17 protein-coding genes are annotated in these 15,827 nt (G+C 41.4%); 12 read left to right on the top strand and 5 right to left on the bottom strand.

Annotated features, from left to right (window positions below):
* Position 1: 1 nt before the first annotated feature.
* From LPTSP_RS09525 to LPTSP_RS09515, 3 genes are all read right to left on the bottom strand, one after another.
* A complete protein-coding gene (locus LPTSP_RS09525; RefSeq protein ID WP_108928565.1) occupies positions 2 to 637 on the bottom strand; it encodes a hypothetical protein in 636 nt (211 codons plus the stop codon).
* Positions 638 to 692: 55 nt separating this feature from the next.
* Positions 693 to 1,268, bottom strand: coding sequence for a hypothetical protein (locus LPTSP_RS09520; protein WP_135354752.1), 576 nt, complete (start codon positions 1,266 to 1,268; stop codon positions 693 to 695).
* Between the two features lie 97 nt (positions 1,269 to 1,365).
* Entirely contained in the window at positions 1,366 to 2,052 is a 687-nt protein-coding gene (locus tag LPTSP_RS09515; RefSeq protein ID WP_108928563.1) for a hypothetical protein, read from the bottom strand.
* Between the two features lie 139 nt (positions 2,053 to 2,191).
* Here LPTSP_RS09515 and LPTSP_RS09510 point away from each other — a divergent pair, with 139 nt between their 5' ends.
* From LPTSP_RS09510 to mpl17, 6 genes are all read left to right on the top strand, one after another.
* Positions 2,192 to 2,959 carry an LA_0442/LA_0875 N-terminal domain-containing protein gene (locus LPTSP_RS09510; RefSeq protein ID WP_245915538.1) on the top strand — a complete coding sequence of 256 codons (768 nt, stop codon included), beginning with the start codon at positions 2,192 to 2,194 and terminating at the stop codon, positions 2,957 to 2,959.
* A 67-nt stretch (positions 2,960 to 3,026) separates the two neighbouring features.
* The gene (gene rplM / locus LPTSP_RS09505) at positions 3,027 to 3,476 is read left to right on the top strand and encodes a 50S ribosomal protein L13 (protein WP_108928561.1); all 450 of its coding nucleotides are present in this window, start codon (positions 3,027 to 3,029) and stop codon (positions 3,474 to 3,476) included.
* Positions 3,477 to 3,489: 13 nt separating this feature from the next.
* The gene (rpsI, locus tag LPTSP_RS09500; protein WP_020768787.1) at positions 3,490 to 3,888 is read left to right on the top strand and encodes a 30S ribosomal protein S9; all 399 of its coding nucleotides are present in this window, start codon (positions 3,490 to 3,492) and stop codon (positions 3,886 to 3,888) included.
* An 83-nt stretch (positions 3,889 to 3,971) separates the two neighbouring features.
* Positions 3,972 to 6,731 (top strand): alanine--tRNA ligase, encoded by a 2,760-nt coding sequence (gene alaS / locus LPTSP_RS09495; protein ID WP_108928560.1) that lies wholly within the window; start codon positions 3,972 to 3,974, stop codon positions 6,729 to 6,731.
* Position 6,732: 1 nt separating this feature from the next.
* Positions 6,733 to 7,227 carry a YajQ family cyclic di-GMP-binding protein gene (locus LPTSP_RS09490; RefSeq protein WP_108928559.1) on the top strand — a complete coding sequence of 165 codons (495 nt, stop codon included), beginning with the start codon at positions 6,733 to 6,735 and terminating at the stop codon, positions 7,225 to 7,227.
* 59 nt (positions 7,228 to 7,286) lie between these two features.
* On the top strand, positions 7,287 to 7,682 hold the full coding sequence (mpl17, locus tag LPTSP_RS09485) for a cell surface protein MPL17 (protein ID WP_108928558.1): 396 nt from the start codon (positions 7,287 to 7,289) through the stop codon (positions 7,680 to 7,682).
* A 103-nt stretch (positions 7,683 to 7,785) separates the two neighbouring features.
* Here mpl17 and LPTSP_RS09480 read toward each other — a convergent pair whose 3' ends face one another.
* Entirely contained in the window at positions 7,786 to 8,205 is a 420-nt protein-coding gene (locus LPTSP_RS09480) for a lipoprotein (RefSeq protein WP_108928557.1), read from the bottom strand.
* A 17-nt stretch (positions 8,206 to 8,222) separates the two neighbouring features.
* Positions 8,223 to 8,831 (bottom strand): hypothetical protein, encoded by a 609-nt coding sequence (locus LPTSP_RS09475; RefSeq protein ID WP_108928556.1) that lies wholly within the window; start codon positions 8,829 to 8,831, stop codon positions 8,223 to 8,225.
* Between the two features lie 107 nt (positions 8,832 to 8,938).
* Between LPTSP_RS09475 and LPTSP_RS09470 the strand changes: the two genes are divergently transcribed.
* The 6 genes from LPTSP_RS09470 to LPTSP_RS09445 all read left to right on the top strand — a co-directional run bounded on the left by LPTSP_RS09470 (position 8,939) and on the right by LPTSP_RS09445 (position 15,730).
* Positions 8,939 to 10,516, top strand: coding sequence for a M16 family metallopeptidase (locus tag LPTSP_RS09470; RefSeq protein ID WP_108928555.1), 1,578 nt, complete (start codon positions 8,939 to 8,941; stop codon positions 10,514 to 10,516).
* Positions 10,513 to 11,946, top strand: coding sequence for a M16 family metallopeptidase (locus LPTSP_RS09465; protein ID WP_108928554.1), 1,434 nt, complete (start codon positions 10,513 to 10,515; stop codon positions 11,944 to 11,946). The genes LPTSP_RS09470 and LPTSP_RS09465 overlap by 4 nt, the downstream gene beginning before the upstream one ends.
* Complete coding sequence (locus tag LPTSP_RS09460; protein ID WP_108928553.1) at positions 11,946 to 12,776, top strand: MBL fold metallo-hydrolase; 831 nt, start codon at positions 11,946 to 11,948, stop codon at positions 12,774 to 12,776. Before LPTSP_RS09465 ends, LPTSP_RS09460 begins: the two co-directional genes overlap by 1 nt.
* Before the next feature lie 3 nt (positions 12,777 to 12,779).
* Positions 12,780 to 13,466, top strand: coding sequence for an O-methyltransferase (locus tag LPTSP_RS09455; RefSeq protein WP_108928552.1), 687 nt, complete (start codon positions 12,780 to 12,782; stop codon positions 13,464 to 13,466).
* Positions 13,467 to 13,520: 54 nt separating this feature from the next.
* On the top strand, positions 13,521 to 14,276 hold the full coding sequence (locus LPTSP_RS09450; protein ID WP_108928551.1) for a hypothetical protein: 756 nt from the start codon (positions 13,521 to 13,523) through the stop codon (positions 14,274 to 14,276).
* Between the two features lie 98 nt (positions 14,277 to 14,374).
* Positions 14,375 to 15,730, top strand: a complete 1,356-nt coding sequence (locus LPTSP_RS09445) for an N-acetylmuramoyl-L-alanine amidase (protein WP_108928550.1) — start codon at positions 14,375 to 14,377, stop codon at positions 15,728 to 15,730.
* Positions 15,731 to 15,827 lie beyond the last annotated feature (97 nt).

The raw sequence follows: 15,827 nt of genomic DNA, 5'->3' as shown, positions 1-15,827 counted from the left end.
CTTAGTTTCTATAACAAAGGCAAACTATCGGATGCGACTCACTACACGCAGGCGCACCCGCCTGCAACCAAGCGTTACTGCTGTCTAAAGGGTCTCCAGTGGCACCTGCGGCACCAGTATTGGTTCCGTTAATACAATTGTCCGCAGAATTATAAACTCCCCCCGAACCTGCGAAAGTCCAAAACTCTTGGGATACCACTCCCGCCTGTTCCAAGCTGATCAGTAGCCCGGGAAACATATTCGTCCAAGAATTGGCAATGATATCTCCCTTTGGTCCTCTCACTGGATAATCCGTACTATTAGGTAAGCCATAATCCGTTGCAAAATTGTAAAGAGGACGTGTGGAGGTAGAAACTACCGGAAGAACATTAGAACAACTAAAATCGGTGATCGCAGAGAATAATTTATTGCTGGTGCAGATATTATGGAGGCTATCTTCCAAACTGGATCCGTATTTTGCCAGATCGCCTTGATAACTTTGGGTGGAATACAAATAGATCCCCTTTGGAGTGGAAAAGATAGAAAATAATTGTTCTTTCGTATTGCATACTTTGTCCGTATCCGAACAGACATCGGAAGACATACAAGCATTGGAAAATAAAAGTAAGAAGCTAAAAAGGTAAAATGTTTTGTTCATATAAAAATTCCCGAAAGTAAACGATTCTCTAAAACTTAAGACGAAAAAAAAGTCTTCAATAACAGATGCATAAAACCTTTCGATATTGGTCACAGGTTTCATTTACGAAGGAACCCCAACTTAAATTTATATCATTTGGATCTCCTGTAACTCCTAGATTTCCGTTATCCATCAGAGTACCATTCAAGCAGGAACTGGAAGAATATGCCCATCCAGTGGTGGCAAAAGTCCAAAATTTTTCAGTCGTAACTCCCGCTTGGCTCATAGACAATGTAGGAGTAGAAGCGAAAACCTGATCCCATGTGCTAAAAATTAATTCTCCTCGAGCTCCTCTTACCGGTAAAGTCCCATCCAAAGAAAAATCGGTGGTATAAGTGTTTGCTGAACTAGTCGGACTTGCAGTCATAGGGAGAGTATTCCCGCAATTAGAAATGGTCTGAGCGAAAAGCCTCGCTTCCGCACAGATATTCATGAGGCTTATCTGCAGATCTGGCCCATACGCGGCTAAGTTCCCTTGGTAGGACTTTTGGGTAGAATAGAGATAGATTCCCGGGGGAACGGAGATATAAGAATACAAAATTTCATTAAAGCTGCAACTTTTGTCCTCTGAGGAACAGGTTTTATCACTCATGCAGGAGCTTGAGAAAAAAAGCACGAAGAAAGATAACCAGGCAAGAAATTTCACCGCACGATTAAAGACCGAATGGGTGGCTTTTGCAAGAAATAATTTACTGAGCTTGTTGAGAACTGCTATCCGGCGTGAAACAAATACAAAGTACTCGATGACTTGTATCGCATGAGACTGTAGTCTCTCCGTTTTGACTTAGCCAATCAGTATTCGTAGTCGTTGCGGACCCAATTGCCCCGAAAAATTCCGAAGTCTTATCCGTACCTTGGCTACAATCGTTTCCTGCAAGTCCCCCGCCTTGGGCGGAATAGCTCCAAAAATCTTCGGTTCCTAAACCTGCACTTGCCAAGGATTGGAGTAACTGGGTACCGCCATTAACGACAAAATTATCCCAGTTGGAGGCAAGTATACCTCCTGTCGGTCCGTAAACAGGGAGGCCGGCCGGAACAGAATAGGATGTGTTATAATTATATAGAGCTACTGACACGGTCGATATAAGCGCCCATACATCCGGACAAAATTGATTTACAAGAGAGGAAAATAATTTTTCTCCTCTGCATATATTTTGCCCGCTTATTTCCAGAGTGGATCCGTAAGCAGCAAGATTACCTTGGTACTTCGCGTTCGTAGAATAGACATAGATCCCTTCTGGAACGGAGAACGCAGAGGTAAGTAAGGCTTGGGTACTACAACTTTTATCCTCGTCGGAACAGGTTTTTCCACCCAAACAATTGTAATAAAGGGAAGAATATAAAAAGACTATTAGGAAAAATGAGCGACTTCGCATAATATAACACTCCTTAAAGGGCTATACAAAGTTCAAGGAATTTCTCATTCCCACTTGACTAAATTGTCAGAAAGTTTTTCCTTCTGCCAAGATGCGTCCAAACCTTAAAGCTCGTTCTATAATTTTTTTCCTATTGGCAATGGTACTAACTCCAAGCCTATTATTTGCCGATCAGACCATTCTTCTTCGCAAGGGAGGCAAGGTAATCGGTAATGTAGTAGGCCAAAACGAGAAGACGATCACTGTTCAATCCGACTCGGGCAAACAGACCATTAACAAAAGAGATATATTAAAGATTATTTATAAAGATATCACAAGAGAAGAAGAGAACCGCATCCGTAAGGAAGAAGAGAAGAAAGTCCAGGAAAACCCTCAAGTAGTTGAGGAGCCTGTCCAGGTCATTCCACCTCCCACTTCCAACGAACCGAGCAGGAGTAGATGGAGCGCAGTCTGGCGTTCTGCGATTCTGCCTGGTTGGGGACAATGGTATACTGACAATAAATTGGAAGCTAAGATTACGGGCGGGGCCTTCCTCGGTAGCTTGGCATACGCAGGATATTCCAGATCCGAAGCAGAATCAGCAAAGAGTAAATACGACGACGCAGTTTCCAAGAGTAGCAGTACGGGGGCATTGATCTACGGAGGTGGAATTGCGAACTTCTACCTTCTAACCGTAGTCCCGAGCGCGAGGGCAGATTACGAAAGTTCCGTCCAAGCTTATAATACTTCCGTGTATGTGCTGGGAGGAGTGTATCTGGCCCAATTGGTCCGGACATATTTCCTCGGAAAATCTTGGGAGCAGGGGGCTTCTCCCAATCCTGTAGCTTGGACAGTTGTACCTAGACCGGACTGGTCTGCTGGCAAAGTGGGCTGGGGCGCAGAAGCAAGTTTTAGCCTTGGTTTTTAGTAATTTTGTCCGTATTTCCTTGACCCCTTAGGCCGGTACGCGAAATTGGCCAATACAGGACATACCCATGCCAATCGTATCTAAACCGCATAGAACTCCTTCCTTAAAAAAGGAACAAGCTAATAAAGCTTGGTACGTAGTCGACGCTGAAGGCAAAACCTTAGGTCGTCTCGCTTCGGAAATTGCACACAGACTCCGCGGTAAACATAAACCTACTTTTACTCCCCACGTAGATTGTGGGGATAATATCGTCGTTATCAATGCTGCTAAGGTAGCTGTGACTGGAAATAAAGAGACTCAAAAAGAATATTTCCATCACTCTCGTTATCCGGGTGGTATGACTGCTACTACTCTCCAAAACATGAGAGTGAAACAACCTGAAAAAATCCTGTATGAAGCAGTAAAAGGTATGCTTCCAAAAAGCAAACTCGGTGCTGAAATGTTAACTCATTTTAGGATTTTCCCAGGAACCGAGCATAATCTCGGCGCCCAAAAGCCGATCAAACTGGAACTCTAGGAGATATTAGAATATGGCAACCGCCAAGGAAATCTGGGCAGTAGGTCGTCGCAAGAACGCGATCGCCCGTGTAAAATTAAAAGAAGGTTCCGGCAAAATTGTAATCAATGATAAGGATTACAAAGACTATCTTCAAAACAGCCGCTCTAATATTAAAGAAGCATTAACTGCTTTAACTCTGATGAATGTTTCCGAAAAGTTCGATCTTAAGGTAAACGTTTCCGGAGGAGGGATCATCGGGCAAGTCGGAGCGATCCGTCACGCACTTGCAAGAGTGATCTGCCGTTATAATCCCGAGTTCAGACCGACTGTTAAAAAAGAAGGCCTTCTGACTCGTGACCCACGTATGGTGGAGCGCAAGAAATACGGTCTACACAAAGCACGTAGAGGAACTCAGTTCTCTAAACGTTAATTTACGCTTTTTAGATCTTTTTTTGGGAATGCCTGAAGTTCTTGCCAACAAGACCTCGGGCATTTTCTGTTTTTAGGGGTTACATGAATTTTAAAAAAGTTTCCGAAGTCCGCAAAATCTTTTTGGATTATTTTAAGGAGAAGGGCCACACGGTAGTTCCTTCTTCTTCTCTATTACCTGCGGGAGATCCTACACTTCTATTCACCACTGCCGGAATGGTGCAGTTCAAACCTTTATTCACAGGTGCGGTAGAACTTCCTTATACTAGAGCAACCTCCGCTCAAAAATGTCTTCGAACCACCGATCTGGAGAATGTAGGTAAAACGGAAAGGCACTGCACATTCTTCGAAATGTTGGGGAATTTCAGCTTCGGAGATTATTTTAAGGAAGAAGCGATCGAATACGCTCTGGATTGTTCCGTAAACCATCTTGGATTTCCTAAAGAAAAGATTTGGATCACAGTATTCGAAAATGATGATGAAGCGGAGAAGATCTGGCTCTCCAAAGGTATTCCTAAGGAAAGGATCACTCGTTTAGGCAAAAAAGATAATTTCTGGGGACCTGCGGGAGACAGCGGTGCTTGCGGACCTTGTTCTGAGTTATACTTGGATAGAGGACCGGAAAAGGCTCTTCCGGATTGCGGAGTCAAATACGAATGTAAACCTGGCTGCGATTGCGATCGTTTTTTAGAATTTTGGAATATAGTATTCAACCAATTCAACCAAGATACGGAAGGAAATCTTCATCCGCTCAAACAAACCGGGATCGATACAGGTTCCGGATTAGAAAGAGTGGCTCTACTTCTGCAAGGTGTGGATTCAGTTTACGATACGGACGAACTAAGAAGAATTATCCAAGAAGTAGAAAAAATCTCCGGAAAAACTTATAACGAATCCACCAAAGTTCCTTTTAGAGTGATTACGGACCATATTCGTTCCGTACTATTCACTGTGTCCGATGGGATCTATCCGGACAGAACCGGAAGAGGATACGTTATCCGTCGCTTGATCAGAAGAGCGGTTCTATTTGCAAGAAAACTGGACCTAAAAGAGCCTTTCTTGTACAAATTGGTAAAATCCGTATGTGATATTTATAAAGAAAGATATCCTGAGTTAGAAAAACATATTTCCTCGGTAGAAAGAACACTTCTCGCAGAAGAAGAATTATTCCTCAAAACCTTAGAGATCGGTCTGGAAAAGATAGAAGTCCTGGTTTCCAAAACAAAATCCGAAGGTTCCAGTACATTCTCCGGAAAGGACAGCTTTCTGTTATACGGAACGTACGGATTTCCTGCGGAGATGACGGAAGAGATCGTAGCTGAACACGGACTTTCTTTCGACAGAAAAGGTTTCGAAGAAGAACTGGAGAAGGATAGGCAATCTTCCCGAGAGACCTGGAAAGCGAACAAGGTTTCCTTATTCACAGGGATCAAAACGGATAAGACCCAATTTTTAGGCTACGATGTTTTAGAAGCCGAGTCGGATCTTAAATTTATATTCTCCGATAATAAACAAGTTTCCGAGCTTAAAGAAGGAGAGTCAGGGGTATTGGTTTTCTCTTCCAGTCCATTCTATCCGGAAGGAGGGGGACAAGTAGGAGATATTGGATTCATTCGAAAAGGACAATCCGTATTTAAGGTTTTAGATACCCAAAAAGAGAATGATATCATTCTTCATATAGGAACCGTTCTCTCCGGAAGTTTCTCCTCTGGAGACAAAGCCAGATTGGAAGTGGAGAAGGAAAGAAGAGAAAGACTGAAATTCCATCACTCCGGAACTCACTTATTGAACGGTGCGCTCAGGAATCTTTTAGGAAATCATGTGCTCCAGAAAGGATCCATTGTTTCTCCTGAATATCTGCGTTTCGACTTCTCTCATCCGAGCCCTTTAAGTTCGGAAGAAATTCGTAATATAGAATCCTGGGTGAACGAAAGTATTGTTCGCCATATTCCTGTGGATACCAAGGTGCTGCCGATAGAAGAGGCTAAAAAAACCGGAGCGGTTGCCGCCTTCGACGAAAAATACGGAGACAGTGTAAGAGTTCTTCAGATGGGAGATCGTTCCTTGGAGTTCTGTGGAGGGACCCACGTAGGAAATACGGGAGATATCGGATACTTCTTCATTAAAAAAGAATCCAGCCCTGGCGCCGGAAATAGAAGGATAGAAGCAGTTGCAGGCCCGCTGGTTGTAGAGACCTTCCAAAACAGATTTGCAGAATTAACGGAAGCGGTTCAAAATCTAAATCTTAAGATCAAGGACGAGTTAGGGGCAGAGGGTAGTTCACTTTCTATCAAAACTATAATCCCAGGGCCGGATGAGATCAGATCCTTGTTTGAATCCAAGGGTGCGGATGCAGTAGTTTCTCTCAGGGATCTTTCCGAAAAATTATCCATTGAATTGGAAGAAACCCAATCCAAGTTCTTAAAAGAAAAGAAGAATAGAGAATCCAGGGATTTCGAGAACAATCCGGAAGTCATCGCAAAAGTATTCGAAAATTCTAAAGTGATTGGATCTACTAAAATTGTTTCTGCTATCTTCGAGTCCAAGGATGCAAAGGCTTTAAAAGGACTTTCTGATAATATCAAAGTCAGAGAAAAAGAAATAGTAGCGATTCTCGCAAGTAAAAATACCGAAGATGCAAGTATAGTAATAACCTGTTCTTCTTCATTGGTAGGAAAGATCCACTGTGGAGAGCTTGTAAAAATCGCCTGTGAAATTTTAGGCGGAAAGGGCGGCGGAAAACCGGACATGGCCCAAGGCGGAGGAAAGGAAGTTTCCAAAGTAGAAGAAGCGGTTCGATCCGCATTAGAAAAGGCAAGTTCCAGTTTGAACGGAGGAAAATAAAATGAGCGATCCATCATTCGATGTTGTTTCCGAAATAGATAAACCTGAATTACAAAACGCGGTTACCCAAGCGATCGCCGAGATCAAGAACAGATTCGACTTTAAAGGATCCAAGTCCGAGATCAAACTAGAAGAGGAAAATCTGATCCTAATATCAGACAATGAAGCAAAGTTGGAAAGTGTGATCGATGTACTGATCAACAAGATGGCAAAAAGAGGGCTCGGTCTTAAGTCTTTCGATTTTAAATCCAAATTGGAACCTGCTACAGGCAATACCGTCCGAATGAAAGTGAAAATACGTAACGGTCTCGAAAAAGAACAGACTAAAGAGATCACTAAGATCGTAAAAGATTCTAAACTGAAAGTGATCCCTACCATCATGGGGAATTGTGTTAGGATCCAAGGAAAGAAGAAGGATGATCTTCAGGAGATTATGAAACTCTTGAAATCTGCGGATCTTCCTTTCGACGTTCAATTCCAGAACTTTAAAGGTTAATGGATTTTTTTCAGGCGGCTTGACAAAACATTCTGAAACGATAAGGGTCTAATTTAGGTATGAAACGTTTTATATTTCTCGCAATTATTTCTATTTTTTTGATCTCTGGGCTCTCGGCAGAGGAGGAAAACCCGATCAAGTTCAAGATAGAAAAAACCTCTCCTTCCGTTTATCTTTTGAAAGTCGCCTATCCTGAAAATTTCGGGATCCAAAAAGAAGCTCCACATCGAATCTTACTCAATCCTGGATCTGGATTAAAAGTGGTTTCTGCGGAGCTAAAACTGAAAGGTAAAACTTCTACCCGAAAAAAAGAATATTTCGAATCTGTGGAACCTATGCAATTGAAATTAGAAGGAAAAGGTGAGCTGGAAATCCATGCAAAAATTTTCTACTGCGACTATAACAGGAATATCTGCATCCCCGGAAAGATATTACAAAAAGAAATTATACAATAATCGAATGTATTTTGTTTAGAAAGAAAAAGCGGTCGAAAGCCGCTTTTTTTATTTGGATTTGTTTTAAGATCCCTTTGTAGGAGTTCCTACGAATAAGGTCCTATCATTTCTTGATTTCGATCTTGAGATCCGGTTGAGATACATGAAATAGATAATATGTCTTTCCATTGATCGGCTTGGAAACTTTTACGAATTTGCCCTTGGAATCTACAAGTTCTTTCAGGAATTTTCTGTCGGTTGGACGGAATGAGTCTCCCTTCTCCGCTATAAAAAGATTTAAGGCCCTTTTTTTGGCTAGATCCAATGCCTCGCTTTCGTTCCCATCCAGAGAAGACACAACAACTTGATACGTAGAAGAGCTGATAAAACCTTCGGTTGCTTTTACGAATTGGTCGTCTTCGGTCGGAGCGGATTCTTCCGCTACATTCTTAGGGGTTTCTTTTTTAGGTTCTTCCGTTTGAGGCGTTTTACATACGGAAATGAGAGAAACGATCAGTAACGCGAAGATTGTTTTTGTAGGCATAGCGTTAGATTCCTTTGTTATGGAATTAGTTTAGATTCTAAGGTTCGCTTAAGTAAATCCGCATCCACAACCCTAAAAACAAAAGTACAACTCTTAGGGTCGCTATAATCTTCTCTGTATAAGAACAGTTTATCCAAAAGCCAAGCGAAAGAAGCTCGGTAGGTTAAATAATCCGCATTTACGATTTCCGTCTTCTTCTTTTCTTTTTTTTCTTCCGGAGAATCGTCTTCTACCGGGGCCTGTATGTTTTGGGTAGCTATAGAAGCTGTACCCATAGGAGAATTGGATTTGGTTCGAACTGCTTGAGGTGGCCCTGGAAGTGGCTCATATTTGGGAACGGTAGAATTGACCCCAACCCCGATCCAAGTTTTTCTTTCTTCCGAAACCTGAGCTAAGAGCAAGTTTACGGACATCTCATCTCTTTTGCGGATTGCTCTTGCTTTACAATCTTCTCGCAACGTTAAGAGAGGTTTTTCCTGATTCGGGACAGGAACTGTCACCACCACTTGGAAATAATCATGAGAGATAAAACCAGAGTCGCTTAAATTATCCCAAACCTTTCTTCTGTATTCTGGATCTGCAGGTTCACAATAACCCAAGAAAAATGTCAGGAATAAGACCGACAAAACCCGCAACATAGTTCCTAGTTTAAAGCTCCCCTCTACAAAAACCAGCGGGATTTTTTCCCGGTATCTTCTGGACAACATAACTTTTAAGGGAAATCTTGTTGGTTATGTGGGAATACCTTTCCAAGTCCGTCATTTCTCGTTTTAGCTTTTTGTTTTTCACTCTTTGCATTTTTATAAACCTCGAAACCTTCGCCAACGAAGACATCTTCTCAGAGATCCGAACCAATTTGGAGTCCAGAGTAAAGAAGGTGACTCTGAAGAATGGGATCAGGCTTCTTATGATGAAGAGAGCGGATTCCCCTACTGTTGCGGTTTATACCAAATTTTTGGTAGGAGCTGCGGATGAAACTCCAGAGATCGCAGGAACGGCTCACCTTTTAGAGCATATGCTTTTTAAGGGCACAAAGAATATTGGGGTCACCGATGCTCAAAAAGAAAAAGTATATCTGGAGCAGATCCGTGTTTGGGGAAAACGTTTAGATTCTTATCGTCTGCAAGAAAGGGAATTGGCCGCAAAAGGTGAACCTGTTCCGGAAAAACTGATCAAAGACAAAAATATTTTAGAGATTAGATTTAAAAATTTGTTGGAGCTCCATCGTAAGTTTGTGGTTTCCAACGAGGACTCTTATATTTACGAAAAGAATGGCGGCACCGGCTTTAACGCATACACTACGAATGATGTTACAAATTACCAAATTTTGCTTCCTGCAAATAGATTAGAGATCTGGGCTAAGCTGGAATCGGATAGATTAAAAGATCCTATATTAAGAGAATATTATACTGAAAGGGACGTGGTCCTGGAAGAGCGCAGGATGAGAGTGGAAAACCAAGGAATGGGGATCCTAAGAGAAAAATTTTTAGGTGCCGCTTTCCCGAAACATTCTTACGGAATGCCTGTGATCGGTTACGAAGCTAATCTCCCTTTTTTAGATATAGATAAAACGGAAGAATTTTTCAAAAAGAATTATAGACCACATAAAATGGCGATCGGGATCGTAGGAGATCTTGATTTTGATAAGACTGAAACATTAGTTCGGAAATATTTCGAAGATATTCCGGATGGACCTTCTCCTAAACTTTCTCATGAGCCAGAAAGTTTTGATCATGAGACTAGGAGAGTGAGTGTAAAACATTCTTCCGGTCCTATGAAGGTAATGGGTTGGTTGACTCCTGCTTCTCCTCATTCTGATCGACCGGTTTTGGAATTGATAGATGCGATCTTATCTCAGGGAGAGACAGGAAGATTGTACAAAAGACTTGTTCTTAGGGACAAACTTGCCCAAAGAGTGGCTTGTTGGACTGGAGAGCCGGGAGAAAGATACGCAAATCTTTTCGCGATCTATGTGACGAATGTAAGAGGAGCAGACCCGGATAAGATCGAATCTTCTATTTTAGAAGAGATTGAAACTCTCAAAAAAGATGCGGTTACCGAAGAGGAACTGGCAAAGATCAAAAACCAGATCGTTGCTGATTATATCAGAGGTTTAAACAGTAATTCAAAACTCGCAGATGTTCTTACTTATTACGAATTGGTGGCCGGGGATTGGACAGAAATTTTCGACGATTATGCACGTTTGGATAGGGTAACTCCGGATGATATCAAGAGAGTCGCCCAAAAATATTTCACACCCCGAAATTTGACTGTAGGTGATCTGATCAATTCAGACGGAGAGAAAAAATGAATATTATAAAAAAATTAATTATCTCCGCATTCGTATTTTTATTCTCCTTTGTTGCTTCTGATGCTGCTCCTGGGGATTTCATAAAAGACGTAAAGGTCCCCGCTTTAGAATTCCATTTCCCGGAAATTAAGGAGATCGGTCAGGATCCAAATACTCGGATCTTATATCTGGAAAATTCAGAGTTCCCGATCAAAACTTTGGAGATCACTTTTTACTCAGGACCTTCTTTCTATAACAAAACATCTTTCGAGCTAGTTGAAATTTTCCCGGAGGCTTGGAAGAAGGGAGGCACAATTTCCCATCCTGGTGAAAGTTTCGCTGAAGTCTGGGAGTCCTACGGTTCCAAGCTGAGAGTAGACTCCGATCTGGATACTGTGACCGTAACATTCTCCTGGCTTTCCAGATACGACCGAGAATCCAAGGCTTTAATCTCAGAATTCCTAAAACAGCCGATTTTTGGAAAGGAAGCATTCGAGATCGCAAGATTGCAGTTAGGCGAGCAAGTCAAAAGAAGAAACGATAATATTGTGGGACTCGCTTTTAGAAAGGCAAACGAACTTGTATACCAAGGTAAAGTAAAAGGTAAGTCTCTTTCTTTGCCCGCACTCGAGCAACTAAAGGAAGAAGATCTAGAAGAATATTATAAAAACCAATTATTGAGTTCCAGACGCTCTATACTCGTGAGCGGTAAATGGAGCCAAGATGAGATCCCTCAGTTTTTAGGAGATATTCTTCCGAAATTTGTCGGATCTCCTGTGATGGAATCACAAGGTTCCAGTCCGGAAGAATTGAATAAGAACCTAAAGAGTAAAGAGATCAAAAACCTGATCGTGGATAAGGCAAACACCCAAAACGTGGTTTTATTTCTGGGAGTTGGGCCTGCTCATAACGATAAGGATTTTTATGCAGTCCAAGTTTTAAATTATTTGGTTGGAGGCGGAGGTTTTACTTCTTACTTCATGAGTAAGATCCGATCCGATAAGGGTTTGGCTTATTCTTCTTCCAGTCATCCTGTGTTCGAAAAGGATCATTCAGTAATTTACTTTTTTACTCAGACTAAATCCCAAAGCACCATGGAGGTTTATAATCTCATGGGAGAAATTTTGGGAGATTCTACATTCTCCAATATAAGCGAAGAAGAATTGAAGAATGCAAAAGAGGCAATTCTAAACAAGTTCATCTTCTTGTTTACCGACTCGGTGGAAATTCTCAGAAACGAAGTCCGATTCAGAGAGCATAAAATGCCTAAGGATTATCTAAAGAATTATAGGGACAAAATCCAAGAAGTAAGTCTTGCAGATTTGAGAAGAGTGGGTAAGATATATTTTAGAAGAGATAAATTGACAGCGGTGATCTCCGGACCAAAATCTTCGGTCGCTTCTGACCTGCCTGGACAAAAAACAATAGGTCCGGAAGATCCGATCCCATAATGGATTGTAAATTCGAACATAGAGGATATTTATTCGAAGGAATTTCGGAAGGAGGGATCCGTACCTCTGTTGTCATGCCTCGTTTAGGATTGATGTTCGATATTGGACACCAAAATCCGGATCGTATCAATATAGAAAGGTTACTCTTAACCCATGCACATTTGGATCATTCTGCGGGAATTCCTTATTATATTTCCCAAAGATCCTTACGTAAATTAGGACCTCCTAAAATATATCTTCCTAAAACTTTGGAAGCACCTATGAGAGAAATTTTATCTCTCTATTCCAAGATAGAGGATTTCCCTTACAACTATGAGATGAAAGGATTGGAAGAAGGGGAAGAAATAGATATAGACGCGTACCATTTTTTTAAAGTATGGAAAACTTTCCATAGAGTGGATTCCCAAGGTTATACGATCTACGAAAGGAAAAAAAAGTTAAGATCCGAATTTGCAGGGCTGGACCGGAACGAACTTTTAAAAAAGAAAGAAGAAGGGATTGAAATCAACGAACTTCATTCCAAACCTGTGGTCAGTTTTTCCGGAGATACTAAAATTGAATACGTCCTGACTCATAAGGATGTAGCAGAATCAGAAATTCTATTTTTAGAATGTACTTATATAGATCATGAGAGAAATGTGGAGGATGCCAGGGAGTGGGGGCATATTCACTTGGACGAGATAATGCATCACCTCTCTTCTTTCAAAAACGAAAAGATAGTTCTGATCCATTTTTCTAAACGTTATCCTCCCGCTTATATTCGAAGAGTATTCTCTAAAAGAATTCCACCTTCCGAAAGAGATCGGATCCATCTTTTTATTCCCGAATAATTTATGGCTTCTCAAAATCCAAAACAGAAATACGGGACTTCTATTTATAAGGACGGATTGGAAGAATGGATCCATTCGGAATTAGTAAAACGCCCTTATGATTGGCTGGAAGATCTGGAAAGGAAGGCAGCTCAGGATAAGTTTCCCGTTTTGACTCCTGCCTCAGGAGCTGTTCTCGCATTTTTGGCTTCTTCTTGGGATCCGGACTTCGTTTTGGAATTGGGGACCGGATATGGGATCTCTTTATTTTGGATCTTATCTGTAGTTCGTAAAATCACTAAGATCCAAACTGTGGACCGAGAGGCGGAGTTTATCCAAGTTGCGAAAGAATTTCTTTCTAAACTGGAGCCAAATTCTTCCAGAGTGGAATTTAAGAATGCGGACTGCTCCGAGATCGCAAAAGAGTTTTTGGGGACTTCTTCTTCCGGACAAAAAGAACTGATGTTTGTGGACTGCGATAAGATCCGTTACCCTGAAATTTTAGAAATTATCCTGGAAAAAGGTAGAACCAGAAATCTAAGAGTGATCTACGATAATGTTCTCTGGCATGGGAGGATTGCAGATCCTGAAAACCAAGCTCCTTCAGACCAGGCGGTGCGTAAATTATGGTCCCTAACCAAAAATTCTAAGATAGAATACACCTTATTCCCTGTTGGTGACGGAATATTATGTTTCGATTTTAAGCAATAAAAAGCTTGTTTGCTTCTTAAGCGTTGTGTTATATTACCGCGAAGGGTCGATCACATGACAAAAATTTCTTTCCCTCGGATGGTCGCGGTTCTTGCGGCATTCTTCTTAATTTCGTACGGCGTAACTGCACAAAATAAACCTACAAGTAATGACGGTAAGGGTTCTGCCTTGGCTAACGCAGCCGAAGATCCTAAATACCAGGGAGATTATTTGGAGGAATTTCATTTTGCCAGGACCTTGGATTCCACTCAGAACAAGATCAAAGGTGATTTAGGTGCTCTAGAAGTGGTTGTAAAAAATTTCGGATCTCAGGTCCAGAATTCCCAACAGGATTTCGATACCATCTGGAAAAAATACAACGAAGCATATCGATATTCTTTAATGCGCAAGTATATTGTCGCCGGCCGTAAAATGAAGGAAACGGAAGACGAGACCAATAAGTTGTACGGAAAATTTTCCGATCTATACAACCAAAAAGTGGATCAGCTATTGGGGGAATGTGCGGACGCGATCGTTTCTATCGAACAAAAGTCCGGACCTGGGGCTGCAGCAAAAGGATATGCGGGAAGAGAAGTTTCTCATAACCAGCACAAACTTCAGATCGCTTACTACCAGTTCATCCAAGCGGAGAAGATGAGAAGGGACTCCAGATATAAGGACAGTCTAATGCATCTCCGCATCGCGAAAGAATATGGAATTTCCATCCTGAGCAAATTAAAGACCGAAGAGGAAAGTAAAAATGTCCGGGAGAAATATAAGGTGGATCTGAGCGATAACCGCAATATGGTGTACGCAGAAACCAAACTTTAAAATATCTCCCGAAGGAAAACATTCGGATTCCTTCCTTGACGTATCATGAGGGGATACCAGGCTGTGCCTGATATCCCCGGAGAAATAAATTTCCATACGTGATACGAAAAATTTTACTCATCCTTTTCCTTTTAATATTCTCTCTCTCCGTTTCTTCCCAAGAAACAATTCCGAAAAGAACCTATAATATAGTCATAGATCCTGGCCATGGAGGTTTGGATTTAAAACCGAAAGAGGAACACGGAGACAAATACGATCCTATCTCCAATAAATATCTGGAACCTTATAAAGCAGGCGCCCAAACAAAGTCCAGAAGAGAAAGTGAAGTCGTATTAGCTCTTGCAAAAGAAGTAAAAGAAATTTTGGATCTCACTAAAACTCCGGAAGGATTCGAAACATTTAGAACTTACGCCAAAAAATTCACGAATGATACACTCCCATGGATCAGGATCGATTCGGATCTCACTAGAGAAGAAACAGCAAAAGAAGAAGGAGCAGATCTTTCTTCCGATCCGAATGCATTTTATAGATTATACGATTACCCGGATAAAAAATCAGGTAAGATCAAACCGGGTAGAATTTCCAGGATCAACGCTGCTCGACCTTATTTAGTTCTATCTTTACATTTGAATCCAAGTTGGAAAGGACATCCGGGAGGAATGGCTGCAGTACTGTCTCCTTCTTATAGAACATTCTATAATTTACGAAAAATATCCGAAGGGAAATCTTCCAAGTCATTCGAAGAAGGACCTTGGAGCGAATGGATGCGTTTCAAAATGGAATGGTCGCGTTTAGAAAATGCGGTAGCGGATGCTTGGATCTACTTTAATGGGTACTGGCCGAATAAATCCGGAAAAAAAACGGACCTTTCTAATTTCGAAGGGTATCGCCAAAACATGGTGACCTGGAAATATGCGGATCCTTCCGGATGGATCGATAAAGCGGTGTTAGACGGTCCGGGACCTTATGCCAAGAAACATTCAGAATATTCCGCCAAAGGAAAATTCTGGGACAGAGAAAGAGGAGAGCCTGAACTCTGGAGAAGAGAAGACGGTGCAGAAGGTTTCGGGGGAGACAATCATTACGCCGCAGCAGAACTCATGAGATTTTTGCAATACGGCCTTAGGACTCTTCCCAACCAAGAGGAAGAATTATCCAATCCTGGTCCAATCAATAAACCATATATCTCTACTTATAGCCTTCCTACTTTTATCAATGCAATCTCCGCTTATTTGGAAATTGGTTATATTGATAAGGAGAAGGACATGAAAATCCTAACCCAAAGAAGAAGGGATACTGCAATCAGTTTAGCAGTAGGACTTTATTCGTTATTCCATGGTATCAAAATTAAACCTGCTGATCTACCTTACGTCCCTAAAGGTAAAAAAATAGACTGGCAACGTTATGAGAACTTGAAGGAAGGAAATTATTTCAGGGTAGTAAGGGACGAGTGATCCCTCATTGATATTTGTCAACATTCCGATCAATGAATTGTAAGAATTCTGAATGACAGAATTTATTTTTACTCATACATACATTAAACTCATTTCA

This window comes from Leptospira johnsonii (assembly GCF_003112675.1).
Lineage (GTDB): Bacteria > Spirochaetota > Leptospiria > Leptospirales > Leptospiraceae > Leptospira_B > Leptospira_B johnsonii.
This window is presented reverse-complemented; position numbering and strand designations above follow the sequence as displayed.

Bases quoted from the DNA above. Each gene is read 5' to 3' on its own strand.
- LPTSP_RS09510 (WP_245915538.1), top strand. From the start codon at position 2,192: ATGGTACTAACTCCAAGCCTATTATTTGCCGATCAGACCATTCTTCTT.
- LPTSP_RS09480 (WP_108928557.1), bottom strand. From the start codon at position 8,205: ATGCCTACAAAAACAATCTTCGCGTTACTGATCGTTTCTCTCATTTCC.
- LPTSP_RS09525 (WP_108928565.1), bottom strand. From the start codon at position 637: ATGAACAAAACATTTTACCTTTTTAGCTTCTTACTTTTATTTTCCAAT.
- LPTSP_RS09470 (WP_108928555.1), top strand. From the start codon at position 8,939: ATGTGGGAATACCTTTCCAAGTCCGTCATTTCTCGTTTTAGCTTTTTG.
- rpsI (WP_020768787.1), top strand. From the start codon at position 3,490: ATGGCAACCGCCAAGGAAATCTGGGCAGTAGGTCGTCGCAAGAACGCG.
- LPTSP_RS09460 (WP_108928553.1), top strand. From the start codon at position 11,946: ATGGATTGTAAATTCGAACATAGAGGATATTTATTCGAAGGAATTTCG.
- LPTSP_RS09520 (WP_135354752.1), bottom strand. From the start codon at position 1,268: ATGAGTGATAAAACCTGTTCCTCAGAGGACAAAAGTTGCAGCTTTAAT.
- LPTSP_RS09465 (WP_108928554.1), top strand. From the start codon at position 10,513: ATGAATATTATAAAAAAATTAATTATCTCCGCATTCGTATTTTTATTC.
- LPTSP_RS09515 (WP_108928563.1), bottom strand. From the start codon at position 2,052: ATGCGAAGTCGCTCATTTTTCCTAATAGTCTTTTTATATTCTTCCCTT.
- LPTSP_RS09450 (WP_108928551.1), top strand. From the start codon at position 13,521: ATGACAAAAATTTCTTTCCCTCGGATGGTCGCGGTTCTTGCGGCATTC.
- alaS (WP_108928560.1), top strand. From the start codon at position 3,972: ATGAATTTTAAAAAAGTTTCCGAAGTCCGCAAAATCTTTTTGGATTAT.
- mpl17 (WP_108928558.1), top strand. From the start codon at position 7,287: ATGAAACGTTTTATATTTCTCGCAATTATTTCTATTTTTTTGATCTCT.
- LPTSP_RS09490 (WP_108928559.1), top strand. From the start codon at position 6,733: ATGAGCGATCCATCATTCGATGTTGTTTCCGAAATAGATAAACCTGAA.
- LPTSP_RS09455 (WP_108928552.1), top strand. From the start codon at position 12,780: ATGGCTTCTCAAAATCCAAAACAGAAATACGGGACTTCTATTTATAAG.
- rplM (WP_108928561.1), top strand. From the start codon at position 3,027: ATGCCAATCGTATCTAAACCGCATAGAACTCCTTCCTTAAAAAAGGAA.